The 25,784-nt window shown below is 71.3% G+C and carries 22 protein-coding genes; 9 read left to right on the forward strand and 13 right to left on the reverse strand.

The features are described from left to right. Window positions 1-3: 3 nt before the first annotated feature. The 9 genes from GGD88_RS01630 to GGD88_RS01670 all read right to left on the reverse strand — a co-directional run bounded on the left by GGD88_RS01630 (window position 4) and on the right by GGD88_RS01670 (window position 9,292). A complete protein-coding gene (locus GGD88_RS01630) occupies window positions 4-2,040 on the reverse strand; it encodes a glycosyltransferase family 4 protein (RefSeq protein WP_184431100.1) in 2,037 nt (678 codons plus the stop codon). A gap of 17 nt (window positions 2,041-2,057) precedes the next feature. Continuing rightward, entirely contained in the window at window positions 2,058-2,807 is a 750-nt protein-coding gene (locus GGD88_RS01635; protein ID WP_184431101.1) for a Stf0 family sulfotransferase, read from the reverse strand. Window positions 2,808-2,896: 89 nt separating this feature from the next. Beyond that, window positions 2,897-3,325: a GFA family protein gene (locus GGD88_RS01640; RefSeq protein ID WP_184431102.1), complete on the reverse strand. Its 429-nt coding sequence runs from the start codon at window positions 3,323-3,325 to the stop codon at window positions 2,897-2,899. Window positions 3,326-3,423: 98 nt separating this feature from the next. After that, window positions 3,424-4,473, reverse strand: a complete 1,050-nt coding sequence (gene doeB / locus GGD88_RS01645) for a N(2)-acetyl-L-2,4-diaminobutanoate deacetylase DoeB (RefSeq protein ID WP_184431103.1) — start codon at window positions 4,471-4,473, stop codon at window positions 3,424-3,426. 6 nt (window positions 4,474-4,479) lie between these two features. After that, window positions 4,480-5,673, reverse strand: coding sequence for an ectoine hydrolase DoeA (gene doeA, locus GGD88_RS01650; RefSeq protein ID WP_184431104.1), 1,194 nt, complete (start codon window positions 5,671-5,673; stop codon window positions 4,480-4,482). A 13-nt stretch (window positions 5,674-5,686) separates the two neighbouring features. Next, entirely contained in the window at window positions 5,687-6,679 is a 993-nt protein-coding gene (locus GGD88_RS01655) for a cyclodeaminase (protein ID WP_184431105.1), read from the reverse strand. Between the two features lie 39 nt (window positions 6,680-6,718). Further along, on the reverse strand, window positions 6,719-7,108 hold the full coding sequence (locus GGD88_RS01660; protein ID WP_184431106.1) for a hypothetical protein: 390 nt from the start codon (window positions 7,106-7,108) through the stop codon (window positions 6,719-6,721). A gap of 403 nt (window positions 7,109-7,511) precedes the next feature. After that, window positions 7,512-8,492, reverse strand: a complete 981-nt coding sequence (eutB, locus tag GGD88_RS01665; protein ID WP_184431107.1) for a hydroxyectoine utilization dehydratase EutB — start codon at window positions 8,490-8,492, stop codon at window positions 7,512-7,514. Then, window positions 8,492-9,292, reverse strand: a complete 801-nt coding sequence (locus tag GGD88_RS01670) for an aspartate racemase/maleate isomerase family protein (RefSeq protein ID WP_184431108.1) — start codon at window positions 9,290-9,292, stop codon at window positions 8,492-8,494. The genes eutB and GGD88_RS01670 overlap by 1 nt, the downstream gene beginning before the upstream one ends. 574 nt (window positions 9,293-9,866) lie before the next feature. Between GGD88_RS01670 and dctP the strand changes: the two genes are divergently transcribed. From dctP to GGD88_RS01700, 6 genes are all read left to right on the forward strand, one after another. Continuing rightward, window positions 9,867-10,901: a TRAP transporter substrate-binding protein DctP gene (gene dctP / locus GGD88_RS01675; protein WP_184431109.1), complete on the forward strand. Its 1,035-nt coding sequence runs from the start codon at window positions 9,867-9,869 to the stop codon at window positions 10,899-10,901. 102 nt (window positions 10,902-11,003) lie between these two features. Continuing rightward, a complete protein-coding gene (locus GGD88_RS01680; RefSeq protein WP_184431110.1) occupies window positions 11,004-11,609 on the forward strand; it encodes a TRAP transporter small permease in 606 nt (201 codons plus the stop codon). Window positions 11,610-11,624: 15 nt separating this feature from the next. Further along, entirely contained in the window at window positions 11,625-12,905 is a 1,281-nt protein-coding gene (locus GGD88_RS01685; RefSeq protein ID WP_184431111.1) for a TRAP transporter large permease, read from the forward strand. Window positions 12,906-12,960: 55 nt separating this feature from the next. Further along, window positions 12,961-13,404 (forward strand): universal stress protein, encoded by a 444-nt coding sequence (locus tag GGD88_RS01690; protein WP_184431112.1) that lies wholly within the window; start codon window positions 12,961-12,963, stop codon window positions 13,402-13,404. 132 nt (window positions 13,405-13,536) lie between these two features. Then, window positions 13,537-14,028, forward strand: a complete 492-nt coding sequence (locus tag GGD88_RS01695) for an Lrp/AsnC family transcriptional regulator (RefSeq protein ID WP_184431113.1) — start codon at window positions 13,537-13,539, stop codon at window positions 14,026-14,028. Between the two features lie 271 nt (window positions 14,029-14,299). Further along, window positions 14,300-18,898 (forward strand): 2-oxoacid:acceptor oxidoreductase family protein, encoded by a 4,599-nt coding sequence (locus GGD88_RS01700; protein ID WP_221236946.1) that lies wholly within the window; start codon window positions 14,300-14,302, stop codon window positions 18,896-18,898. Window positions 18,899-19,150: 252 nt separating this feature from the next. Here the strand turns inward: GGD88_RS01700 and GGD88_RS01705 are convergent, their stop codons facing one another. Genes GGD88_RS01705 through GGD88_RS01715 form a run of 3 tightly spaced genes read right to left on the reverse strand, consistent with a single transcriptional unit; the run spans window position 19,151 to window position 21,213 of the window. Further along, entirely contained in the window at window positions 19,151-19,828 is a 678-nt protein-coding gene (locus GGD88_RS01705) for a YkgJ family cysteine cluster protein (RefSeq protein ID WP_184431115.1), read from the reverse strand. After that, window positions 19,773-20,411, reverse strand: a complete 639-nt coding sequence (locus GGD88_RS01710; RefSeq protein WP_184431116.1) for a class I SAM-dependent methyltransferase — start codon at window positions 20,409-20,411, stop codon at window positions 19,773-19,775. The genes GGD88_RS01705 and GGD88_RS01710 overlap by 56 nt, the downstream gene beginning before the upstream one ends. Window positions 20,412-20,427: 16 nt before the next feature. Next, window positions 20,428-21,213 (reverse strand): enoyl-CoA hydratase/isomerase family protein, encoded by a 786-nt coding sequence (locus GGD88_RS01715; RefSeq protein ID WP_184431117.1) that lies wholly within the window; start codon window positions 21,211-21,213, stop codon window positions 20,428-20,430. A 274-nt stretch (window positions 21,214-21,487) separates the two neighbouring features. Here GGD88_RS01715 and GGD88_RS01720 point away from each other — a divergent pair, with 274 nt between their 5' ends. Further along, window positions 21,488-23,014, forward strand: coding sequence for a class I SAM-dependent methyltransferase (locus tag GGD88_RS01720; protein ID WP_184431118.1), 1,527 nt, complete (start codon window positions 21,488-21,490; stop codon window positions 23,012-23,014). Between the two features lie 91 nt (window positions 23,015-23,105). After that, on the forward strand, window positions 23,106-23,816 hold the full coding sequence (locus tag GGD88_RS01725; RefSeq protein WP_184431119.1) for an orotate phosphoribosyltransferase: 711 nt from the start codon (window positions 23,106-23,108) through the stop codon (window positions 23,814-23,816). A gap of 15 nt (window positions 23,817-23,831) precedes the next feature. On the opposite strand, the gene GGD88_RS01730 is transcribed toward GGD88_RS01725, so the two are convergent. Then, a complete protein-coding gene (locus GGD88_RS01730) occupies window positions 23,832-24,524 on the reverse strand; it encodes a GDSL-type esterase/lipase family protein (RefSeq protein ID WP_184431120.1) in 693 nt (230 codons plus the stop codon). 122 nt (window positions 24,525-24,646) lie between these two features. Here GGD88_RS01730 and dmeF point away from each other — a divergent pair, with 122 nt between their 5' ends. After that, window positions 24,647-25,654 carry a CDF family Co(II)/Ni(II) efflux transporter DmeF gene (gene dmeF / locus GGD88_RS01735; protein ID WP_184431121.1) on the forward strand — a complete coding sequence of 336 codons (1,008 nt, stop codon included), beginning with the start codon at window positions 24,647-24,649 and terminating at the stop codon, window positions 25,652-25,654. Window positions 25,655-25,784: the final 130 nt, after the last annotated feature.

Consider the following 25,784-nt stretch of genomic DNA (forward strand, 5'->3'; position numbering starts at 1 on the left):
CGCTCAGACCAGCCGCCGGGTCACGGGGTCCGGCCGGCAGCGGCAGAAGGCCCGGAACACGGCGCCGCGGTCCGGATCGTCCAGCCAGTGCCGACCGACGCTCAGCGCGGCCTCGACGTTGTGGGCCTCCAGGGCCGCGAACGCCGGGCTCTTCCACGGCTGGTCGTCGCCCAAATGGTAGGTCGCGTGCGCCGTGGTCAGCATGACGAAGCGCGCCGCCACCGCGGCCAGGTTGAACAGCAGCGCGCGCATCACCATCCCGGCGCCCAACACGGAGTCGCTGGCGACGAACCGTTCGTAGAGCGCGCGGCGGAAGATGAAGCAGTCGAAGCCGGGGTGCGTCTGGCCGTACTCGCTCGCCAGCAGGCCGGGGGTGTCCAGCCCCGGCGGCGGCTGCGGTACGGTGCGGCGGTTCAGGGTGACGGCGTCCACCCCGCTGCCCAGAAGCTCCGCCGCCAGGGTGTAAAAATGCGGCAGCGGACAGATGTCGGCGTTGGTCAGCACGATGGCCTCGGCGCCGGCCGCTTCGGCCGCGGCGATGCCGTGGGCCAGCACGTCGAACAGCAGCGGCAGCGGCCGGTCGGTCTCCAGGGTCGGGAGGTCCCGGGCGGTCCGCGCCAGGGGCGCGGCGGCCGTGAAGCCCTCCGGCACGAGGTCGGTCTCGCCGGCCATCGGCACCGCCACCGGGTGCACCGCGATTCCGGCCGGCGTGGCGGCCCGCGCCGCCCGCATCGCCGCGACGGTGTGGCGCTGCACCGCGTCCAGGCCGTCGCCCTTGCGGTACAGATTGACGATGTGCGCCAGCCGCAGACGAGGCGCCGCCGGGGCCGGTCCGGCGCCGCTGGCGGTCAGGACCGCCGCCAGACCGGCGCCCGGCCCCTGCTCCACGACGCTGGCGGCATGTCGCCGCAGCACGCCGCCGCCGTCGGCCAGCGGCGCGGCGCCCGCCGGCCGGTCGCGTCGGCTCTCCAGTGCGTCGACGAGGGTGCGGGCCAGGCCGGACCAGGTGTGCGGCCGCACCGCCTCCAGCGCGGCGCTGCGGTGGCCGGCGCGCCGGTCGGCGTCCTCCAGCATGGCGCGCCGCAGCGCGGTCAGCAGCCCGCCCGGGCTGCCGGGCCGATACAGCAGGGCGCCGGCGCCGTCCGCGACGTAGTCGGTGAGCGCCGGCAGCGCCGGGCCGATCACGGGGCAGGCGAAGGACATCGCCGCCAGCGCCGAGCCCGAGGTGAGAATGTCCTTGTAGGGCAGGACGGCGAAGTCGGCGGCCTTGTAGAGGGTCTGAAGCTGGCCGTCCGGCACCCGGCCGAGGGCGGCGCGCACCCCCGGCACCTTGCGCGCCAGGGCGGCGACCTCCTCCGCCGTATAGGGGGGCGACACGGACCCGGCCAGGATCAGATGGGCGTCCGGTTCGGTGGCGCGCAGGCGGGCGAACGCCAGCAACAGGTCGTCGAGCCCCTTGTAGGGCCGGATCATGCCGACGAACACGAACAGCGTCTCGTGGGCCGCCACCCCCAGCGTGGTGCGGGCCTCCTCGCGTGTCACGGTGTCCGGATAGGCGCCGATGTAGCTCGGGTGCGGCGCCACCACGACCGTGTCGGCCGGCACGGTGTAATGCGGCGCCATGCGCGCCAGGGCGTGCGGCGAATGCACGTGCACGGCCGTGGCCAGGGCGGCAAGGTCCTGGTGCAGCGCGGCCTCGACGGCGGGAAAGGTGTGTTCGTGCGACAGCACGTTGTGCACGGTCCACAGCACCGCGCCGCCGGCGTCGCGCAACCGCCGCAGTTTATCCAGGTGCGCGGCACAGGCCGCCGCCGCGGCGGCCTCGGTTTCCGCGCCCACCGTCACCGGCGTGGTCCAGTGCTGGTGGAACACCACGCGGGGGGCGCCCGCCGCCGTGGCCTGCTCCAGCGCGGCGTCGATGCGGCCGGCGGCGGCGGTCCAACCGTCCGGCAGGCTCTCGGCCAGCAGTCTCTGGTACGGATTGACGTGCGTGACGTCGGGCCAGAAGACCAGGTGGCTGCGGGTCGGGCCGCTCGGCATGGGGGGCTCTCCGGGCATCAGCGGTCGGCGCACAGGGCGCGCATCTTGTCGGCGCCGTAGCGGGCGGCGAAGGCGGTGTTGGGGCCGTCGGGCGCTTGCGCGCGCAGGTCGGTGGCGACCGGGGCATCCGCCGGCACGCCGGGCAGCGAGCGCAGCACGGCGGCGGGGTCGGCCACCAGGTCCTCGTACCAGACCGTGCGGGCATCGGCCGTGCGGGCCTTGAGGAACGCCTCGGCCCATGTGGTCCACTGCACGATGTTGCGCAGGGCCGTGTCGATGCCCTCAAAGCTGTAGGAGGCGGGCGCGGTGGCTTCGAAGTGGGCACTCCAGGCGCCGGTGGTGCGCGCGATGTGGTAGGAGACGGCCTGGGCCACGGTATCGCGTCGGCGCAACAGGACATAGTGCGGCCGCAGGTCGGCGAAGGCCTCCTCGATCCGCAGGAACACCGGGAGGTGGTGGCCGTGCAGGTTGACGCCCAGCCATCCGCCGGGGCCGGTGCGATGCCGGCGCAGCGCGGCGGCGTAGGCGGGCAGGTCAACGCGGCCGTCGCGGTGCGCGCCCCAGCGCGCGGCCAGCGCCGGCAGATACTGGAACGGCTGAAAGTACTCGTGCGCCACGCACACGCCGGCGCGATAGAGCAGGTCGCAGAGCAGCGTGCTGCCACTGCGCGGCGTGCTGAGGATCACCAGCAGGTCCGACGGTGGGGTGTCCGCCGCGGCGTCGAAGGCGGCGTTGACGAAATCTTCCGGCGGCAGCGCGCGATCCATGCCCCTCTCCCGCGAGTGCGCGTCAGTCTGGGGCGGGTCCGCTTACCCGGCGGTTAACGGAGGCGGCGGCGCGTCCGGTCCGCGCCGCCTCAGGACGGGTCCGCCGCGTAGAGGGCATAGACGTCTGCGGCGGTCAGGGTCGGGGTCTCGTTGGCGAAGCTGTAGCCGGGCGGCTTCTCGTCGATAAAGATCTGGGACTCCATGGTGAAGTCGTCCTGGTCGTCGAAGGCGCCCAGATTGAGGACCGTCTGGCCCTTCTTGATCGAGTAGTAGAACAGGCTTGTGCCGCAATGCTTGCAGAAGCAGCGTTCGGCCCGCTCCGAGGAGCGGTAGCGGCCGATGGCGTCCTCGCCCTGCCAGGTCACCGGCGCCGTCGCGTCGACCGCCAGCATTGGGCCGCCGCCCCAGCGCCGGCACATGGCGCAATGGCAGGCCGAGAAGTGCAACGCGTCGAGGGGCACGGAGAACCGCACGGCGCCGCACAGGCACCCGCCGGTTCGCACGTTGGGCTCGGTCATGGTGGTCTCTCCCACTCTCCCACTCTCCCGTTGCGCGGCCGAGGCCGCCCTTTCCGGGCATGGGGCCGCGCGGACGACAGCGGGCCGGGACACCCCTCCTACGGCGCGCCGACCGGCGGGCGGAAGCGGCCGGGCGGCAGCCCCTCCTCGACCGCGCCGAGCACGGCCAGCGAGTCGCCGGTCTTGGCGACGCCCGGGAAGTGGCGCCCGATCAACATGCCGTCCAGCTTGGCGAAGTACTCGACCGGGGCCGCGCCGGTGCGGTCCATGGGCCACAGCCGGGCCAGCTTGTCGCCGGCCCGGACCGTCTCGCCCAGGTCGACGCACATTTCCAGCATGCCGTCGGTATCGGCGAAGGTGAAGCAGTCCATGGACGGCATGTCGAGGTTCAGCGAGGGCTCGATCTCCATGTCGCCCTCCAGGATGCCGGCATGGATCAGCACGTTGCGCACGCCCTTGCGGGCCATGCGGGTGCTGGCCGCGCTGGAGGTGCCGCCGCCGCGCAGCTCGGTGCTGACGAAGGTCTTGCCGGCTTCCTCGGCGGCGGTGTCGAACAGACCGGCGGCGTCGATCTCCAGCATCTTGGCGGTGTAGGGGGCGTTGAAGGCGGCCGCCGCCTCCTCGCAGCGTGCCTCCTGGGTCTTGTCCGGCAGCACGTGCGAGGCCGCGAACGGCAGGAAGTCCAGCGTCGAGCCGCCGGCGTGGATGTCCAGCACCAGATCCGACATGGGCAGCAGGTAGCGCTGGATGTAGTCCGCGATCTTCTGCGTCACGGTGCCGTCGGCGGCGCCCGGGAACAGGCGGTTGAGATTGCCGCCGTCGATGGGGGAGGTGCGCCGGCCAGCCCGGAACGCCGGGTAGTTCATGAACGGCAGCATGATGATGCGGCCGTTGATGGTGCGCCAGTCCAGGGTCCGGGCCAGTTCCAGGATGGCCAGCGGCCCCTCGTACTCGTCGCCATGATTGGCGCCGGTCAGCAGGACGGTGGGGCTGTGGCCGTTCTTGGCCACGCAGATCGGGATCATCAGGTTGCCCCAGGCGCTGTCGTCGCGGCTGTAGGGCAGGCGCAGGAATCCGTGCTGCAATCCGTCGGCATCGAAGTCGACGGTGGGCACGATCGAAGACGGTTTCTCGTACATCAGCGACATGGACGGTCAGTCTTTCACCACCAGTTCCCGCGGCGTGTCGGCGAGGATCTCGGGGCCGCGCTCACCGATCACGATGCTCTCGGTGATCTCGAAGCCCCAGGTGTCCATCCACAGGCCGGTCATGAAATGGAAGGTCATGTTGGGTTCCAGCACGGTGCGGTCGCCGGGCCGCAGGCTCATCGTGCGCTCGCCCCAGTCCGGCGGATAGCTGATGCCGATGGGGTAGCCGGTGCGGTTGTCCTTCTCGATGCCGTGTCGGCGCAGCACGGCGAAGAAGGCGTTGGCGACATCCTCGCAGGTATTGCCGGCATACGCCTTTTCCAGTCCGGCTTCCATCCCTTCCTGCACGGCCTTTTCGGCATCGAGGAAGTGTTGCGGCGGCCGGCCCAGATAGACGGTGCGCGACAGCGGGCAGTGGTAGCGCCGGTAGCAGCCGGCGATTTCGAAGAAGGTCCCTTCGTTGGGCCGGAGTGGCTGGTCGGTCCAGGTCAAGTGCGGCGCCGAGGCCTCGACGCCGGAGGCCACCAGGGGGACGATGGCGGCATAGTCGCCGCCGAACTCGGCGGTGCCGCGCAGGGCGGCGTCGTAGATCTCTGCCACCAGGTCGTTCTTGCGCATGCCCGGCTCGATGACGTCGCGGATGCGGGCGTGCATGGCATCGACGATGCGGGCGGCGCGGCGCATGTAGGTGAGCTCGGTGTCCGACTTCACCGCCCGCTGCCAGTTCACCAGCCCGGTGGCGTCCTGGAACCGGGCATCCGGCAGTTCCCGCAAGAGCGTGTGATAGGCGGCGGCGGAGAAATAGTAGTTGTCCATCTCGACGCCGATGCGCCGGGTGCCCCAGCCTTGGTCGCGCAGCAAGCCGGCCAGGACCTGCTTGGGGTGGCGCTCGGTCGACTGCACATAGTGGTCGGGGTAGGCGACGATGCGCGCCTCCGGCAGCCACGACGTCAGCCGGGCGCCGTTGGCGTCCTGGCCGCGCCCGAACCACAGCGGGTCCTCGTCGATCGGCAGCACGACGCCCTGATGGACGTAGAACGACCAGCCATCGTAGCCGGTCAGCCAATTCATGTTCGACGGGTCGGTGACGATCAGCAGGTCAAGGCCGGCGGCCGCCATGGCTTGCCGGGTCTTGGTGAGGCGCCGGGCGTATTCCTCGCGCGAGAAGCGGGCCGGGGCGACGGGGCTGACGGGGCTCATGGGCGGTGTGGTCCTAGCTCTCGAACGCGCTGCCGGCGCCGGACCGGTCGGCGCGGGCCAGGGCCAGGGTGGCGATGGCGGTGTCCTGGACGCCGGTCCCGGTCAGGTCGGCGATGGTGATCTGCGCCGGATCGGTGCGTCCGGTCGCGGCGCCGGTCACCACCGCCCCCAGCTCGGGGAACGCCTCGTCGGCGCCCACCAGGCCGGCGGCGATGGCGTGGTGCAGCTCGCCCAGCCGGCGGGTCTGGGACAGGCTGTCGGCGACGTAGAGATCGGCGCGCCGGATGGCAGCCGGGTCCAGTTCGTTCTTGTGCTCGGCGTCCGAGCCCATGGCGGTGACGTGCTGGCCGGCCGTCAGGTGGTCGGCCATCAGCAGCGGCGCGGTCGCCGGCGTGGTCAGCACCACGATGTCGGCGTCGGCCACCGCCTCGGCCACGCTGGCGGCCGCGGTCACGGGCAGGCCCCGGCGCGCCGTCATCTCCGCCGCGTAGGCCGCCGCCTTGTCGGCGTCGCGCGCCCAGACGGTGGCGGACTCGATCGGGCGCACCAGGGTCAGCGCATCCAGTTGCAGACGGGCCTGCACGCCGGCCCCGATCACGGCGACCCGGCGGGCGTCGGTGCGCGCCAGGTGCTTGGCGGCGACGGCGCCGGCCGCGGCGGTGCGGACGTCGGTGAGGAAGCCGTTGTCCAGCAGTACCGCCTCCAGAAGGCCGGTCCTGGCGCTGAACAGGGTCATCAGGCCGTTGACGCTGGGCAGGCCGAGCTTCGGGTTGTCGAAGAACCCGGGGCTGATCTTGATGGCGAAGCTGTCGAGGCCCGGCACATAGGCGGTCTTGACGTCCACCTCGCCATGGGCCTCGACGATGTCCAGGCGCAGGATCGGCGGCATCACGACACCGCCGCCGGCCAGGGCGACGAACGCCTGCTCGACGCAGGCCACGGCCTCGCCGTCGAGCGGAACGACGGCGCGCAGCTCGGCTTCGGTCACGATCCGCACGGTGGGCATGGGCGGGATCCTCGGTGTGGTCTGCCGTCAGGACAACGGTTACATGTATTGGAGGGTCGTAACGGTGGCGGCGACGGCAGCAACGCACAGGCCGATCGCCGCAAAGACGGTGGTGACGATAAAGGCGCGGCCCGGTTTCTCGGCCAGTCTGGCGCCAAGGTCGGCCTTTGCCTCCTGGACGTCGGCCTTTGAAGCCAGCGCCGGCACCGTCGCCCGCCATTCGGTGCGCAGGTCCTGGACCTCGGCTTTCAGGTCGATCCGAACGTCCTTGGTCTCGGTCTGGGCTTCCGTGCGAAATGCCTGAAGCTCCGCCTTGGTCGCGAGTGAGGGCAGGGTGACTCGAAGCTGTTCGTCGATGCGCACGATCAGCGGTTCGAGACGGCGTAGAGTCGCCTCCAGCGCCGCGACCCGGCGCGTCAGGTCCGTCATGCCACCGTCTCCTCCACCGCTGCCGCCGCCGCGTCGCGGCGGTTGGCGTTCATCTGCAAGCCCCCCATCATGGACCGTCATCCAGCCTGGCAAGGAGTCTTTATTCTCCATCGCCGCGCCTCCGCTTCGACCAGTCAACAATGCGGGATCGCAGGACTGTGGTCAGAACACCACAGTTTCGGCAAACATAAATAACCTCACCCAGCGTTAGAAATGTTTGATTTTCGGGACTCCAGTATCGCTCTTTATTGTAGTTGTTTGGAAGCAAGAAAACCGGGTCGCTGTCGTCTCCGCAAATATGGCACCCTTTGTGGTTCCGGAACTCACGCCAGAATTCTATTGCCTCGTCATTGCTTAACCCACTGTCGTCCCAAGGCGGCAGGGTCATTGCGTGACGCTCCGTTTAGCCCAATTGAGGAGTCATGTTGGACGAGACTACCCGATGATGCAGCGTCATGTCGATGTTGCGCCCGCTGAGCAGGACGATGGTGGGGCCGGTGGGGCGGACCTTGTCCGCCAGCAGCGCGCCGAGGCCGACCGCCCCGGATCCTTCGACGATCTCGATGTCCTGCCAGTAGGCATGGCGGATGCCGTCGGCGATCTCGTCCTCGGTCAGGGTCACGGTCTCGTCGACCAGGTCGCGCACCATGGCGAAGGTGTGCCGGTTGTCCAGGCCGATGCCGCCCCCCAGCGAGTCCGCCAGCGTGGCCACCTCCTGCACGAACACCGGTCGGCCGGCCCGCAGGCTTTCGATCATGGCGGCGCCGCGTTCCATGCTGACGCCCACGATGCGGGCGTCCGGGCGCGCGGTCTTGACCGCCAGCGCAACGCCCGCGATCAGGCCGCCGCCGGACAGGGGTACCAGCACGGTTTCCAGATCCGGCAGGTCCTCGACCAGCTCCAGGCCCACCGTGCCCTGGCCGGCGATGATGTCCGGCTGGTCGAAGGGCGGCAGCATGGTGAGGCCGTCGTCGGCCACCAGGCGGTCGACCTCCTCCTGCGCCTCGTCCTGGCTGTCGCCGACGATGCGGACCTCGGCGCCCAGGGCGCGGATGCCGTCGATCTTGTTCTGCGGCACCAGCGACGACATGCAGATGACGCAGCGCACGCCGGCCGCCTGGGCGGCGTAGGCCAGGCCGCGGCCGTGGTTGCCGGTCGAGACGCCGACGATGCCGCGGGCCTTCTGGGGGTCGGTGAGCGCCAGCACGGCGTTGGTGGCGCCGCGCACCTTGAAGCTGCCGGTGACCTGGTGGTGCTCCAGCTTGAGGCGGACGGGCACGCCGAGGCGGTCTGTCAGGCTCCGGGATTCGCCCAGAGGTGTGCGGCGGACGCGGCCCCGCAGGCGGTCGCGCGCGGCCAGGATGGCGCCGGGTTCGATCGGCATCAGGCGGCCCCGCGCTGCCAGTCGGGGGTAAGCGGGCAGGCGAACAGGCGGCCGCCGTCCGGGACGTCGGCGGTGACGCCGCACAGCCGCAGGGCCAGCCAGGCGGCGGCCTGGTTGCTGGTCACCACCGGGCGGCCGATGGCGGCCTCGATGCGGGCCGCGACCGCGGCGCTGGGCACGGCGGTGCAGGAGATGAACAGGGCGTCGGCGGTCGGCGCGGTGGCGGCGACGGCCTCGCGCACGATCACGTCGCCGTCGAGCCGCGCCATGTCGCGGTCGTCGCGGATACCCCAGCAGGTCAGCCCGTCCAGGGTATAGCCGGCGGACTCGAAGCGGTCCGCCACCGGCTGACTGATGGCCGGCAGGTAGGGCGTGAGGAGGGATAGCCGCCGCACGCCGAGCGCGCGCAGGGCGGCATCGGCGGCGGTCATCGGGTTGGTCACGGCGGCCCCCGGCTTGGCGGCGCGCACCGCGCGGGCCACGCCGTCGTCGCCGATCACCGCCGACGCCGAGGTGCAGCCGAAGTGCACGACGTCGAAGGCGGCGCCGGGCACGAGCCGGCCGGCGGCCGCCGTCAGGTGGCCTTCGAGGGCCGCCAGCCCGTCCGGCGTATCGGGGTTGTCATAGGGGACGCGGCTGGCGAACACCGTCACGCCCAGGCCGTGGGTCAGGCGGGCGAAATCCGGCTCCAGCGTCAGGTCGGTCTCCAGCGCCACCAGGCCGATGCGGCGCAGGGCCGAGGGCGCGACGAAGGCCGGTGACGTGGCCGGCGGCCCCAGATCCGAAACCCGAAATGCCATGGCCACCCTCCATCGGTCCGACTCCGTCCAAGTCGCATCTTGCGGCCCGGGCCAGTCGCCGTTCAATGCCCGGCGTTCGAAAAATCCGCCAAAGATCGTGCGGGGTGGCGATGATCTTTCTGTTTTCACGCGCCGTCACAGACAGACTTTCTAGGTCCGGCCGGGACCGCGGCGCACCGGCCTCGCACCCCGGCGTGCCGCTCCGACGCGCGGGGGGCGGCCACCGCCGCTGTCGCCCGGTTCGGGAAAACGGTCGCAGAACAGCGGGTTCGACCGCAGGGCGGCGGCCGCTCCCAGCCCCCGCCCCGGCGCCCCGGCCGGCCCGACGGGGCCGAGGCGGCCGCCCACCGCGCCGGGCCGGCCCGGCGTCGGGGGCGCATTCCGACGGGCCCGGCCCGCTGTTGACCTGGGCGCCGATCTCCTGTGCGATGAACGCATACCCCAGGGCGACGGTCGGGCGCGGCGGAACGGTCGCCGCACCCGGCCCGTGTGCCGTCCGGTCCTGTCGGGCCTGCGGGTCCGGCCGCCGCTGCACGACCCCTCAACGGACCGCTCAACGGACAGGGAGAGCACCATGACCCATCGTTTCGCATCCATCGTCGGCGCCGCCGTGGTTTCGACGGTCGCCATGACCGCGGCCTCCGGCGCGCTGGCCGCCACGTGGAAGTACTCGCTGGAAGAGGCCATCGACGAGGTGCAGGGCGTCTACGCCACCAAGTTCAAGGAGCACATCGAGGCCAACTCCGACCACAGCATCGAGATCTTCCCCTTCGGCACCCTGGGCGAGTCCAACGACACCACCGAGCTGGCCCAGATGGGGGCGATCCAGTTCGCGACCGCCTCGCCGGGCTTCACAGGCAGCCTGATTCCGGAGTTGCAGGTGTTCCTGCTGCCGTACGTGCTGCCGGAGGATCACGACGTTCTGGCCGACTTCTACCAGACCTCGGACACCATCAACGAGATGCTGGCCGCCAAGTACGAGGACAAGAGCCTGCACCTGGTGGACATGTACCCCGAGGGTGAGGTGGTCATGACCACCAAGGAGCCGGTAACCGGTCCGGCGGATCTGGACGGCGTCAAGTTCCGCGTCATGACCTCGCCGATGCTGATCGAGACCTACGAGGCGTTCGGCGCGACGCCGACCCCGCTGCCGTGGGGTGAGGTCTACGGCGCCTTGCAGACCAACATCATCCAGGGCCAGGAAAACCCGATGTTCTTCGTCGAGTCGACGAAGATGTACGAGGTGACCGACCACATCACCTACGCCGGGCATAACAACTTCACCACCGCCGTGGTCGCCAACAAGACCTTCTTCGACGGTCTGTCCGAGGACGAGCAGGCGCTGGTCGCCGAGGCCGCCAACGTGGCCTACGATCACATCATGGAGTACCAGCGCGGGCTGACCGAGCGCTCCGAGGAGAAGATCCTGGAGGCCAAGCCGTCCATGACCGTGACCGTGCTGACCGACGAACAGCGCGAGCCGTTCCGCGAGGCGGCGGAGCAGGTCAAGGACGCCTTCGTCGAGGAGGTCGGCGGCGATGCCCAGGCCGTGCTCGAGGGCTTCCAGGAGGATATCGCGGAGTCCAAGGCGCGCGTCGAGGGGAACTGAGGGCCGTCCCGCCCGCCACACCTCTCACCCGGACGGCCGTCCCGGTCCGCGAGCCCGCGGGCCGGGGCGCGCCGGCGGAACCGAATAGCAAGGGGGCGCCGCATGACGGACACCGAAGGGGGGGCGGATCCGGGCGGGCCGCCGCGGGACAAGGCCCCGTTCTCCGGGGTGCTGCGACCGTTGGCCTGGATCGACGGCGGCATCGCCCGCTTCGAGGCGGTGGTGCTGGCGCTGGGCGTGACCATCATGGCCGCCGTCTCGGTGGCCAACGTGATCGGCCGCTTCGTCCTGGGCGAGAGTCTGTTCTTCGTCGAGGAACTGAACCGCTTCCTGGTGGTTCTCATCACCTTCGTCGGCCTCGGCTACGCCGCCCGCATGGGGCGGCACATCCGCATGTCGGCGATCTATGACGCCCTGCCCGACGGCCTGCGCAAGGGCCTGATGGTGGTGATCTGCCTGGTCACCGCCGGGGTCATGTTCGTGCTGGCCTGGTACGCCTACGGCTACGTGCTGTCGGTCTACGAGACCGGGCGCATCGCGCCCTCGCTGCGCATCCCGGTCTTCGTCACCTTCCTGTGGGTGCCGATCGGCTTCGTCATCACCGGCATTCAGTACCTGCTGACCGCGGTGGCCAACCTGACGCGGCCGGACGTCTACATCTCGGCGTCGGTCATCGACAGCTACGACGAAACCGAAACGAAGGTCTGACGGAGGACGCCGTCCATGGCCACGGTCATGATATCCGTCATGGTGGTCCTGCTGCTGCTGGGCTTCCCCATGATGATCCCGCTGATCGCCGGTAGCTTCGTCGCCTTCTTCCTCTACATGCCGGTCCCGCCGGAGATCATGGTCCAGCAGATGCTGGGCGGCATCCGTCCGGCGGCGCTGGTGGCGGTGCCGATGTTCATCCTGGCGGCCGACATCATCACCAAGGGCCATTCGGCCGACCGCCTGATCGACATGGTCATGCGCTATGTCGGCCACATGCGTGGCGGCCTGGGGGTGACGGCGGCGACGAGTTGTGCCCTGTTCGGGGCCGTTTCGGGCTCGACCCAGGCCACCGTGGTGGCCATCGGCAGCCCCCTGCGGCCGCGCATGCTGGAGGCCGGCTACAAGGACAGCTTCACACTGGCGCTGATCGTCAATGCCTCCGACATCGCCATGCTGATCCCGCCGTCGATCGCGATGATCATCTACGGCGTCATCTCCGGGACCTCGATCGCTGAGCTGTTCGTGGCCGGCATCGGACCGGGGCTGTTGATCCTGGCGCTGTTCGCGAGCTACTGCGTGTTCCATGCTTGGCGCCACGACATCCCGACGCTGGACAAGGCGAGCTGGAAGGACCGTCTGACGGCGACCCGCGAGGCGGCCTGGCCGCTGGGCTTCCCGGTGATCGTGGTGGGCGGCATCTACGGCGGCATCTTCAGCCCGACCGAGGCGGCGGCGGTCTGTGTGGCCTATGCCTTCGTCCTCGAATTCATCATCTTCCGGTCGCTGAAGACGCGCGACCTGTACGAGATCGCCAAGTCCACCGGCCTGATCACCGCGGTGGTGTTCATTCTGGTGGGCGCCGGCAACGCCTTCTCCTGGGCCATCTCGTTCAACCAGATTCCACAGCAGCTCCTGGGCGGGCTGGGGCTGGACGAAGCGACGGCCGTGGTGGTGCTGATCGCCATTTCGATCGCGTTCTTCGTCGGCTGCATGTTCGTCGACCCGATTGTGGTCATTCTGGTGCTGGTGCCGATCTTCGCGCCGATCGTCGAGAGCGCCGGCATCGACCCGGTGCTGGTCGGGGTGATCATCACCTTGCAGGTCGCGATCGGCTCGGCCACGCCCCCGTTCGGGTGCGACATTTTCACGGCCATCGCCATCTTCAAGCGCCCCTACATGGACGTCATCCGGGGCACGCCGCCGTTCGTGGTCATCCTGCTGGGGGTGAGCGCGGCCTTGATCGCGTTCCCACAGATCGCGCTGTTCCTGCCCCAGTTGGCGTTCGGGAACTGAGGCCGTCGACGCGCGGTCGGCGCGGCGGCCCCCGCTTCAGAAGGAGGCTCTCGCCATGTTCCGCACCCTGCTGGTGCCGGTCGACGGCTCCGATCAGGCCATCAAGGCCATCGACTTCGCCGTCGACCTGTCGCGGCGGTTCGACGACGCCCGGATCATGCTGCTGTGCGTCTACCGCCACCACAGCCCGATGGAGGGCTCGCTGTCCATGGTGCGGCCGCTGCATCCGTCCACCCCGGACGAGGCGCTGACGGACTACGCCAAGGAGATCGTCGCCAAGGCCAAGGCCTACGCCCACGAGGCCGGGGCGCGCGAGGTCGAAGCCTATGCCAAGCGCGGTCAGCCGGCGCGTGCCATCGTCTCCTTCGCCGAGGAGCATGGCTGCGACGTCATCGTCATGGGCGCGCGCGGCTCCGGCGACATCGGCGACTTCCTGCTCGGCTCCGTCTCGCACAAGGTCTCGGGCCTGTCCCCGGTCACCTGCATCCTGGTGAAGTAGCGGGCGCCAGCCCGAGCGGCCGCCGGCGCCCCTGTTCATCCATATTGTCTCCCGCATCGGTTCGCGCCCATATTCCTGGGGCGGGCGCGGCCGAGGGCCGCCCCGTGCCAGGGTGGGGAGACGGCGAGGCGGATGAAGACCAACGGCGTGAAACTGGATGAGCGGGACCTGCGCATCATCGCCATCCTGCAGCGCGAGGGCCGCATCTCGAAGTCGGAGTTGGCGCGCCGCGTGCACCTGTCCTCGACGCCCTGCTGGGAGCGCCTGCGTCAACTGGAGGATGCGGGTGTCATCGAGGGCTACGAGGCCCGCATCGCCCTCAAGCCCTTCGCGCCGCTGGCCCAGGTGGTGGTGACGATGGAGTTGGAGAGCCACCAGACCGAGGACTTCGCCCGCTTCGAGCGCGGCATCGCGGCGTTCCCCGAGATATATGAATGCGACGCCCTGGGCGGCGGTATCGACTATGTGCTGCGGGTTCTGGCGCGGGACCTGGAGGACTACCAACGCATCATGGACCGCCTGCTGGACGCCGGCCTCGGCATCCGGCGCTACTTCACGTATGTCGTCACCAAGCCCGTCAAGCGCACGCCCCCGCCCGTGACCCGGCTTGCCGAGCCGCCCTGAGCCGTTTCGGCGCCGTCCCGGCCGTTCGTGCCGTGCTTCATGGGCCGACCTGCCCCAGGGGGATAAGCCCTTCAGGGGAATCCGGGACTGTGGCTTTCGTCGCGCGGGAGGACACGGCATACTCGGCGAAACTCGGAGCGTCCCCGCCGTCCCGGCGGGCGGTCCCGTCCATGCCCCAGCGTCGCCGCCCCGGCGCAGATCCGCTGACATGGCCTCGAATCGTCGGTCGACAGCCCGCCCCGAGAGACCCAAAGATTGGAGGAAGATGGGCATGTCGTACCCAGGGAGTCCCGCTGTCATCAACGGCAATGGCGCCGTTGCCCACGTGATGTCGCACGTCTGCGGCGGCGTCATCGGGTATCCCATCACGCCCTCCACCGAGATTTCGGAACTGTACGAGGAGTTCCGCGCCAAGGGCGGCTGCAACGTCTGGGGCCACCACCCGTTCTTCTTCGAGCCCGAGGGCGAGCACTCGGCCCAGTCGGGCGCGCTCGGCGCGGCGCTCACCGGCGGCAAGTACATCTCCAATGCGTCCTCCAGCCAGGGCATCCTGTACGGCCTGGAGTCGCACTACGTCACGGTCGGCAAGAAGGTCGGCGGCTTCGTGCTGCACATCGCGGCCCGGGTGGTCTCCCGCCACTCGCTGAACGTGATGGCAGGCCACGACGACGTCTACGCGCTGCTGCCGTCGGGCTACACCATCCTGTTCGGCTCCACCCCGCAGGAGGCCGCCGACCTCGCCGCCATCGCCTACCGGATCGCGGCCGACTCGCTGATCCCGGTCGCCAATGCCATGGATGGCTTCGCCACCAGCCACATGATGAGCGAGGCGACCCTCCCCGAACCCGACCTGCTGCGCGACTACCTGGGCGACCCGGCCGGCCGCATGCCGTGCCCGACCGTGGCACAGGCGCTGCTGTTCGGCGCCAAGGGCCGGGTGTTCCAGCTCCGGGCGTGGCTGGACCGCCATGCCGACGCGCTGACCGCGGACGGGCGGGCCGCGCTGGACGCCTACCTTGCCGATAACGCGGACGCCATCGAGAGCGACGCCGAGACCGCCCTGCTGGCGCCGACGCTGGCCCACCTGCCGGAGTCGCTGCACGGGCGCTGGGGCCGGCTGTGGCGCAACGCCTGGGAGAAGGACACCCGCCAGCGCGTGCCGGCCCTGGTGGATGTCGACAACCCCGGCCTGACCGGCCCGGTGCAGAACCAGCCGGACTTCCAGGCCGGCGCGGTCGACCACTTCACCCACTTCGCCGCCGACGTGCCGCGCCTGGCCCGTGCCGCCATGGCGGCCTACGGCGCGATGACCGGGCGGGTCTACACCCCGGTCATGCCCTACCGCTGCGACGACGCCGAGACCGTGCTGATCGGTCTGGGCTCCGTGACGCAGGACGTGGAGGCGGTGGTGGATCACCTGCGCGCCCAGGGCCGCGCGGTGGGCTGCCTGTCGGTCAAGCTGCTGCACCCCTTCCCCGAAGCCGAGATCGCCGAGGCGCTGGCCGGCAAGCGCGCGGTCACGGTGCTGGAACGCTCCGACGTCACCGCGCTCACCGGGCTGGTCTCCCGCGCCCTGGCCAAGGCGCGCGAGAACGCCGCCGGCGCCGCGCATGCCGGCATCCCGGCGCTGGCCGAGCCGCCGCGCCTGACCACCGCGATCTTCGGCCTGGGCGGACACGACTTGCAGCCGCGCCACCTGGTGGCGGCGTTCGATGCCATGGACCGGGCCGAGCGGGCGCCGCTGGTCTACCTGGGCTCGCAGTTCTTCTCGGCGGCGCCGCCGGCCGGCCTGGCCGACGCCCAGGCCCGTCTGAAGGCCGCCTACCCCGAGACCGCGCTGATGGCGTTGCAGACCGGGCCGAACCCGCATCTGCTGCCGGACGCGGCGTTCCGCATCCGCTTCCACTCGGTGGGCGGCTATGGCACCGTGGCCACCGGCAAGCTGCTGACCGACATTCTGTCCGGGGTGCTGGGCCTGTATTCCAAGTCGGCCCCCAAGTACGGCTCGGAGAAGAGCGGGGCGCCGACCAATTTCTACATCACCCTCAGCCCGGACCCGGTGAAGATCACCAACGCCGAGTTGGAGGACGTCGAGATCGTCCTGTCACCGGACCACAAGGTGTTCGCCCACACCAACCCGCTCCGGGGCCTGGTCGAGGGCGGCACCTTCATTCTCCAGTCCAACCGGGCGCCGCTGGAGGTCTGGCGCGACCTGCCCGCCGTGGCCCGCCGCGATATCCGCGCCAAGAAGCTGAACGTCTATATCGTCGACGCCTTCGCCGTGGCGCGCCGGCACGCGCCCTCGGCCGAGCTTGAGACCCGCATGATGGGCATCGCCTTCATCGGCGCCCTGTGCGGTCACGAGGCCCGGGTGCTGCACGGCACCGACGAGGCCACGCTGATGGCCCGGGTGCGCGAGCAGATCGTCAAGAAATTCGGCGCCAAGGGCGACGCCGTGGTCGAGGGCAACATGGCGGTGATCCGCGACGGCGCCACCGCCACCCTCGCGGTGCCGTACGAGACGCCCGCGTTCCTCGACGCCGAGCAGGGCAACGAGGCCCGCGATCCGCGCACCGTCGCCCTGTCGGCGCTGCCCTGCGGCCTGGAGGTGGGCCGGGCCCCCAGCGCCCTGTTCGATCCCGACTACTTCGACGCCATCGTCGGCCAGCCGTTCCGCGACGGCACCATCGGCGAGGCCCCGGTGCTGCCCGGCGCCGGCCTGTTCATGCCCCCGGGCAGCGGCGCCATGAAGGACAAGGGCCTGTTCCGCCGCCAGGTGCCGGTGTTCGATGCCGACAAGTGCACCGGCTGCCTGGACTGCACCCTTGTGTGCCCCGACGCCGCCATGCCGGCGACCATCCACGGGATCGAGGACCTGCTGGCCCGCGCCCTGGAGGCGCTCGACCCGGCGGCGCCCGAGACGGCCGCGCTGGCCCAGCACACCGACGCCCTGTGCGGCGGCATCCGCGAGGTCTTCGCCGCCGCGCGCCAGAAACATGTTCCGTTGCACACCGCCTTCGCCGACGCCGCGGCCGGTGTGCTGCCGGCTGACAGCGGCCTGGACGGCGCGGTGGCCGCGGTGACCGAGGCCCTGGCCGCCTATCCGGTCGCCAAGACGCCGGTGTTCTACGGCCAGTTCGAGCGCAAGGCCGCCGGCAGCGGCGGCCTCTATGCGGTGGCGCTGGATCCGTGGAAGTGCAGCGGCTGCCTGGAGTGCGTCACCGTCTGCGCCACCGACGCCCTGGTGCCGCAGGACCAGGACGACGCCCTGCTGGAGACGCTGCGCGACCGCTTCGAGACCTGGTCCCGGCTTCCCAACACGCCGGCCCGCTTCACCGAGGCCCAGAGCGCACCCCAGGCCAAGCGCATGATGCTGGACCGCGACGTCTACTACTCCACCACCGGCGGTCACGGCGCCTGCCGGGGCTGCGGCGAGGCCACCGCCATCCGCCAGGTGATCGCCGCCAGCCACGCCCTGCACCAGAAGGGCCGCGCGGCCTATGTCGCCGAGCTGGAGGGCCTGCTGGACGACCTGGCGGCGAAGCGCGAGACGGTCACCGACACCGCGCGGCGAGACCGCATCGCGGCCGCCGCGCGCACGCTGGAGGCCACCCTGTTCCGCCTGGAGTCCGGCCCCACCGGCAACGGCCCGGCCGCCAACATGGTCGCCAACGCCACCGGCTGTTCCAGCGTCTACTCGTCCACCTTCCCCTTCACTCAGTACCGCGACCCGTGGGTCAACAGCCTGTTCCAGGACACCCCGGCGGTCGCCAAGGGCCTGTTCGAGGGCGCCGCCGCCGATGCCGCCGCCGCCTACAAGGCCGAGCGCATCGCCGCGCTGGAACTGGCCGATGCCTACGATCCGGCCACCCATGACGGCTTTTTCCGCCACTTCTCGTGGGACGCCTTCACCGACACCGAGCGCGCCCGCCTGCCGACGGTGTTCAGCGTCGGCGGCGACGGCGCCACCTACGACATCGGCTTCGGCGCGCTGTCGCGCATCCTGTCGACCCGCACGCCGATCAAGGTGGTGGTGCTGAACACCGGGGCCTACTCCAACACCGGCGGCCAGGCGTCCACCGCCAGCCTGACGGCGCAGGACTCCGACCTCGCCCGCGTCGGTGCCGCCCACGCCGGCAAGGAGGACGGCCGCAAGGAACTGGCCCTGATCGCCACCGTCCACCCCCGGGTGATGGTGGTGCAGACCGCCATCGGGCTGCCGGCGCACTTCCTGAAGTCTGTGCTGGCGGCGCTGACCCACACATCGTCGCCGGCGGTGATCGACATCTACACCCCGTGCCAGGGCGAACAGGGCATCGGTGACGCGGTGGCGACCGAGCACGCGCGCCTCGCGGTGCGCAGCCGGGTGTGTCCCGTGTTCGTGCACGATCCGGAGGCCGGTGAGTCGATGGCCGAGCGCCTGTCGCTGGACGGCAACCCGGATGTGCAGCGGGACTGGACCACCCACACCCTGTCCTATACCGACGCCGACGGCCAGGCGCGGACACGGGAGGTGCCGTTGACCCCGGCCGACTTCGCCCGCGAGGAGGGCCGCTTCCGCCGCCAGGTCTCGGCCCGGCCGCTGGCCGATGCCGTGGAGGGGGTGCCGGTGCACGCCTTCATCGACCTGCCGGAGGCGGAGCGGGCCGGCAAGACGCCCTTCACCTGGGCGGTGCAGGCGGGGACGCTGGTGCGCCTGCCGGTCTCGGCCCCGATCGTGCGCCTGGTCGAGGAGCGGCGCCGGCACTGGCGCCTGTTGCAATCGCTGGCCGGGTTGGACCTCGCGCGGCTGCAGGAGGCCCACCGCGCGGAGATCGAGGCCCTGACGGCGCGCGCGGCGGAGGCGGCGGAGACGCTGGCCACCGCTTAGAGCAGATCGCGCCACAATGGAATCGTGCCGCGATCCCATTTTGGCGCGTGAATCGGCTCTAAAATCAATAATGTAGAGCCGATTCACGTTCGAAACCGGACCGCATCTGCGGTTCCGCTTTCGAACAATCGGCTCTAGGTCCACCGCGCAGGTCCACCGCGGAGGGGAGAGCGCGCGCCACCGGACCCGCTGAAGGGGTTCGGTTGCGCGCACGGCCCGCCCCAGATGCGGCGGGGGACACCGGGGATGGCGTCACGGCATGCGGATGCCGTGGAACACGTCCGTGCCGGCCAGCCAGCGCGCGGTGGCGTCGGGGATCGCCAGGGCGCGGGCCAGCGCCCCGCGCAGCTCCAGCCGCTCCTGGCGGTAGCGGGCCGTGACCGCGCCGGCCAGAAGCCCGGCCTGCATGGCGTTGTAGATCGCCTGGCGCGGGTAATAGACCGGAACGCTGCCGGTCGGGTCGGTGGCCAGGGTGGCCTCGCAGGCGGCCAGATCCATGGAGGTGTGGCCGCGGCATTTGAGCGGCCGGACCGCGTAGACCGAGCACAGCCCGGCGCCGTCCAGCAGCGCGCAGGGCGGGCGCGTCACCTCGATGGCGGGCGCCAGCGCGGCGGCGTCGGCCCGCGTGCGCACGTCTCCCGCATCCGGCCGCGCGCGCACCGCATCGGCCAGCACCAGCACCTCCGGCGCGGTCACCAGAATCCAGCGGGCATGACAGCAGATGGAACAGCCGGCGCGACAGGCGATCGGCTGCGGTGGCGGGGCGGCTTCCTGGTTGCGGCGCGCCAGGTCCTCGGCGATGTCCCAGAGCTGCTCCAGCAGGGTCGCCAGCCCGGCCGGGGTAGGGCGGGACGCCAGCGACTCGGCGGCGGCGTCATGAACCGCTTCGACGATCTGGCGTTCCAGCGGCGTACGGTCCTGGATGGTCATGGCGGCGGGACTCCGCTTGGGAGTCCTGACGGTAGAGCAGAACCTCGGTCCCGTACAGATCGCCGACGGGGTGGCGCGCCAACGGCCGCCAGGTTCCCAGCCCGAAGGTGTTGGACACCACCCAGACGCCGGCCGGCGCCTCCCGCTCCAGGCGGTCCGCCAGCCGCGTCATGGCGGCGCGGTGCAGGTAGCAGACGACCAGACCCGCCCGCGACAGGTCGACCCGGTGCAGGTCGGCGCGGCGGACCTCCAGGTTTTCGACCCGCGCGGCCCGCGCCCGCAGCCGCGCCACGGCCCAGGGGACGGGCGACAGCTCGACCGCGATGACGCGCCGCTCCGGGTAGCGTGCCGCCAGGGCCAGCGCCAGACCACCCCAGCCGCACCCCAGTTCGAGGATATCGCCGCGAATCTCCGCCGCCGGCGGCGCCGCCGCCAGCAGCGCCCGGCGCGCCCGCGGCGCCGACGGCCAGGGCGGCGCGCCCAGTCGCACGGTCCAGGCCACCACCAGCGCCACCGCGATCAGCACCGCCGTCAGCAGCGCGACACCGCCCACGTCCCCCAGATCGGCTCCCCCGACGGCCATGGTGGCGCCGGGCCCGCTAGCGGGCGCGGAAGCTGGCCTTGCGCTTGGCCTTGAAGGCGGCCACGCCCTCCACGTAGTCCTCGGTCGACAGGAAGTCGTAGCACTCGTCCAGTTCGCTGTCGGACACCGGGTGCGGCGTGACCAGGCGCTGCACGAACCGCTTGTGCCAGCGCGCGGCCAGCGGCGCCCCCTGGCCGATGCGGTCGACCACGCCCGCCACGGTCTCGTCGAGTGCCTCGGGCTCGACCGCGTAGTTCAGCAGGCCCACCTGATGGGCCCAGGCGGCGTCGTGGATCTTGCCCTCCAGCAGGATCTCGGCGGTGCGGGCGGCGCCGATCAGGCGCTGAATGGCCTCGATCTCCGGATAGGCCATCACCACGGAAATGCGCGAGATCGGCACGCCGAAGCGGGAGCGCGTCGTCGCCACCCGCAGGTCAGCCTGGCAGGCCAGTTCCAGCCCGCCGCCGACACAGGCGCCGTCGATGCGGGCCACCACCGGGGCGGGGCATTCGCGCACGGCGCGCAGGGCGCGGCGCATGATGACATCGTAGTCCTTGGCCTGCTGGGCGGTCGCGCGCACGGTGTCGAACTCGCCAATGTCGGCCCCGGCGGCGAACGCCTTGCCGGCCCCCTGCAGCACCACGCAGCGCAGGGCATCGTCCTCGGCCAGGGTCTCGAACGCCTCCGCCAGCCCCTGCCACATCGGCAGATCGAGCGCATTCAGCTTGTCCGGCTTGTTCAGCGTCACGGTGGCGACGAGGCCGGCGTCGTCCCGGCTGGTGAGGATGGCGTCCGGTTGCATGCGACTCCCCCTATGCAGGTCCTGGATGGAAGGTTCTGGCCGGATCGTCCGGGCCGCAGGCCGGGCGGTCGGACGGCCCGGGGCGCCGGTCCCCGACGGCGCTTCCTTATAGCCGTTCGCAGGCGCGGGGACGAAGCGGAAATCCGGCACGCGGGCCGGTGCGCCCGCAGGGGGGCGCGCCCTGGGGCCGATCTGGCGGCCCGCCCGATGGACGGTGTATGGTCGGGCCGAGCGGGTCGAGCCCCGCTCCGCCCCCGGTCGCGCAGGAGGCCCCATGGACTGGTCGGACGGCTACAAGACCGACGTCACCTATGCCATCACCTTCTTTCGCAAGATGGCGCCGGCCCACATGGCGTTCGCGGCCCTGATGCGCAGACAGCAGGCGCCCGACCCGGCCAAGCCCTTCCGCTACGCCGAACTGGGCTGCGGCCAGGGGCTGGGGCCGCTGATCCTGGCCGCCACGCACCCCCATGCCGAGGTCATGGGGTTCGACTTCCTGCCCGGTCACGTGGCGAGCGCCCGCGCCCTCGCCGAGGAGGCCGGGCTGCCCAACGTCAGCTTCCGCGAGGACAGTTTCGAGCAGGCCGCGGCGCTGCCCGACGACGCCGTGCCCCGCTTCGACATCATCGCCCTGCACGGGGTGTACACCTGGGTGAACGAGGACAACCGGCGCGCCATCGTCCGTTTCATCGACCGGCGGCTGAACCCGGGCGGCCTGGTCTACATCAGCTACAACTGTCTGCCCGGCTGGGCGCCGATCATGCCGTTCCAGCGGCTGTTGATCGAACACGCCCGCCGCCACCCCGGCGCCAGCGGCACCCAGGTGCTGGGCGCCATGACCTTCATCGAGGACCTGCTTGACCGCAAGCTGGAGTACTTCACCCGCAACCCCCGCGTGGCCCAGCACATCCGGACGGCCGCCACCCGCAACATCCGCTATCTGGTGCACGAGTACATGCACACCGGGTGGGCGCCGGTCTATGTGACCGACGTGGCCGACGCGCTGGCCGGGGCCAAGCTGAGCTACCTGTGCGCCGCCGACGTCGACCGCACCGTGACCCAGTCGGCCCTGCCCGAGGGCGCCCGCGACGCCCTGCGCGGCATCGAGGACCCGGTGCTGCGCGAACTGGTGCACGACTTCGCGGTCGACCGCTTCTTCCGCGCCGACATCTACGTCAAGGGGCCGCGGCCGTTGACGTCTGCCGCGCAGCACCGCGCCTTGCGCACCCTCAAGGTCGCGCCCGTCGTGCCGCGCGCCACCATGGGCGGACCCAAGACGCCCGAAGGCGGCGAGGACACCACCGCGCGCGCCGTGCTCTACGACCCCATCGCCGACGTGCTCGCCGACGGACCGGCCAGCCTGGGCGAGATCGCGGACCGCACCGGCATCAGCCTCGGCATGGTCGTCTCCGCCTGCGCCGTCATGGTCGGCCGCGACTGGATCCAGCCGGTGGTGCCGGGCATCGACCCGGCCCCGGCCCGGCGCCTGAACCGCGTGCTGGCCGACCATGTCCTGACCGGGGTGCCGATCGTCAACATGGCGGCGCCGCTGATCGGCTCCGGCCTTCCGGCCAGCGACCTCGACCTGGCCGCGCTGGATATCCTCTCCCGCGAGGACGTGGCCGACGCGAGCGACCTGGCCGGGCGCCTGCGGGCGCGGTTGCAGGCCGCGGGCCGCCCGGTGGTCCACGACGGCAAGACCATCGACGATCCGGCCGAGGCCGAGCGTCACGTGGCGGAGCGGGCGGCCGCCCTCTATGGTGAGCAGGCGCCGGTGTGGCGCCACCTGGGCCTTCTGTGACGGCCCGGGCGGCGGCGGCGGGCATTGCCGGCGGCCCGCCGGAGCCGGTAAACAGGGCGCCCGATCCCGACCCTCCGGAGTGCGCCGCCCCATGAGCCCCGACACCCTCGCCCTCCCCGACCGCCAGGCTCGCCACAAGGACGCCGGCCGGCTGGTCGCCCGCATTCTGCTGGAACTGGGGGCGGTCAACTTCCGTCCCGAGGCGCCCTACCGGCTGACCGCCGGCTGGGCCAGCCCGGTCTACATCGACTGCCGGCGGCTGATCGCCTTCCCGCGCGCGCGCCGGCGGCTGATTGCGCTGGCCCAGGACACCCTGGAACGCGACGCCGGTTTCGAGGTGTTCGACGCCGTCGCCGGCGGCGAGACCGCCGGCATTCCTTACGCCGCCTGGCTGGCCGACGCGCTCGACCTGCCGATGCTGTACGTGCGCAAGAAGCCGAAGGGATTCGGCCGCATGGCCCAGATCGAGGGCAGCGTGGCCGAAGGGGCGCGGGTGCTGCTGGTCGAGGATCTGGCCACCGACGGCGGCTCCAAGCTGGTGTTCTGCAACGCCCTGCGCGACGCCGGCACCGAGGTATCGCATGCCTTCGTGGTGTTCTTCTACGGGGTCTTTCCGGGGGCCCTGAAGACCCTGGAGGACGCCGGGCTGACCCTGCACTTCCTCGCCACTTGGTGGGACGTGCTGGAGGAGGCGGAACGCCAGGGCGCATTCCCCGCCGCCGCCATCGAGGGGGTGCGGGCGTTCCTGCACGATCCGGTGGGCTGGTCCGCCGCCCACGGCGGCCGCGGCGCGGAGGCGTAACACCGCCCGATCGGATCAGGCCGGGCGGCCGCCGGGTGGTTCCAGCAGCGCGCGCACCGGCGCGTGCAGGGCGTCGGCGAGGGCGGTGTGGTCGGCGGCCGTGTAGTGCACGCCGTCGACGCCGTGGGCCGCGCCGAGCACCGCGCCGGCCTCGACCACGGGCAGCCCGTGGGCCGCCGCCGACGCGACGACGGCCGGACCCGTGGCCTCGGAGACCGCCTGGCGGCCGCCGAAGCTGTCCGCGGTCCAGGGTGCGAGGGGGCCCAGTGGCGGTGGCGCCAGGATCAGCACGGGCGGGGCCGGCCAGGCGCGCGCCGGTGCCGCGTCGTGCACGGTGTCCGCCAGACCCACGACGGCGTCGGCGATGGCCTCGGGCGTGCGGGCGAAGCGTGTCTTCAGGTCGTTGGTGCCCAGCGCCAGGACGACCAGATCGACCGGCCCGGCCGTGACCAGCGCCGCCGGCAGCCGGGCGCGGCCGTTGAAGTCGCGCGGCGCCAGGGGGGCGAAGACCTCGGCCGAGACCGCGTCGTCCAGGTCGGTCGTGCGCGCCGGCACGGCATCGACCAGCACCCGCGTTCCCGTCCCCAGCCGCGCCGCCAGCGCCTCCGGCCACGGCACCCCGGGCGCGAATCGCTCCAGGGGCCGGCGTTCGTCGGCCGGCACCCAGCCCCAGGCGTTGGAATCACCGAAGACGAGGATCGTGCGCATGGCGGGCCATCCGGGTCGGAAGGGGCGGGATGTCCAGGGTAGCCCGACGACCGGTGCGGCGGCCAGCCGCCCGCCGTCGGTTTTGCTCTGTCCCGCGTCCCAAGAATGGCTATCATTCGCGCATGCATATCCATCATCTCCACGAATACCGCCAGGACGCTGCGCTGCGGCAAGTGGCGGATACCGGGGCGGGCGAACAGCGCACGCGCTGGGTCATCGTCCTGGCCGCGATCACCATGGTGGTCGAGATCACCGCCGGCCTGCTGTTCAACTCCATGGCCCTGCTGGCCGACGGCTGGCACATGGCCAGCCACGTCGGCGCCCTGGGGATCACCCTGGCGGCCTACGCCTACGCGCGCCGCCATGCCGACGATGCGCGCTTCACCTTCGGGACTGGCAAGGTGGGGGTGCTGGGCGGCTACACCAGCGCGATCGCGCTCGGGCTGGTGGCGGTGCTGATGGCCTGGGAATCGGCCACCCGCCTCGCCAACCCGCTGCCCATCGCCTTCGACCAGGCGATGTTGGTGGCGGTCATCGGCCTGGTCGTCAACCTGGTCAGCGCCCGCTTGCTGCATGGCGCCGGCGTGTCGCACGGCCATGGGCATGCGCACGCGCATCATCACGATCACGATCACGACCATGGGCACCATCACGACCACAACCTGCGCGCCGCCTATTTCCATGTGCTGGCGGACGCCCTGACCTCGGTTCTGGCCATCGCCGCGCTGCTGGCGGGCAAGCTGCTGGGCTGGGTGTGGATGGATGCGCTGATGGGGCTGGTCGGCGCCGCTGTCATCGGCCGCTGGGCCTGGGGGCTGGCGCGCGACAGCGGGCGACTGCTGCTCGACGGGGCCTTCGACCCGGCACGCGCTGACGCCATCCGCAGCGCCCTGGAGGCCGACGCCGACAATCGCGTCGCCGAACTGCACGTCTGGTCGGTCGGGCCGGGCGCCTGGGCGGTGATCGCGACCGTGGTCACCCATACACCCCGGCCACCGTCCCACTACAAGGCGCTGCTGGCCTACCAGCCCGACCTGGTGCATGTGACCGTCGAGGTCCACCCCGGCCCCGGCGCGCCCTGCCTGCCGCTGGACCTCGGGGATCGGGACGCAGCCAGCGCGCACCGCTGATCCGTCGGACATTGGGTCGGACCTTGAACCGTCCCGGCGACGTCAGACCGGAGCGCCGTCCCATCTTGGTGGCGGCGACACGGACTCGTCTGCTCCATCGCCTCCGCGGCGTCTCCACGCCGGCCCCACC

This window comes from Roseospira goensis (genome assembly GCF_014197795.1).
GTDB classification, from domain to species: domain Bacteria; phylum Pseudomonadota; class Alphaproteobacteria; order Rhodospirillales; family Rhodospirillaceae; genus Rhodospira; species Rhodospira goensis.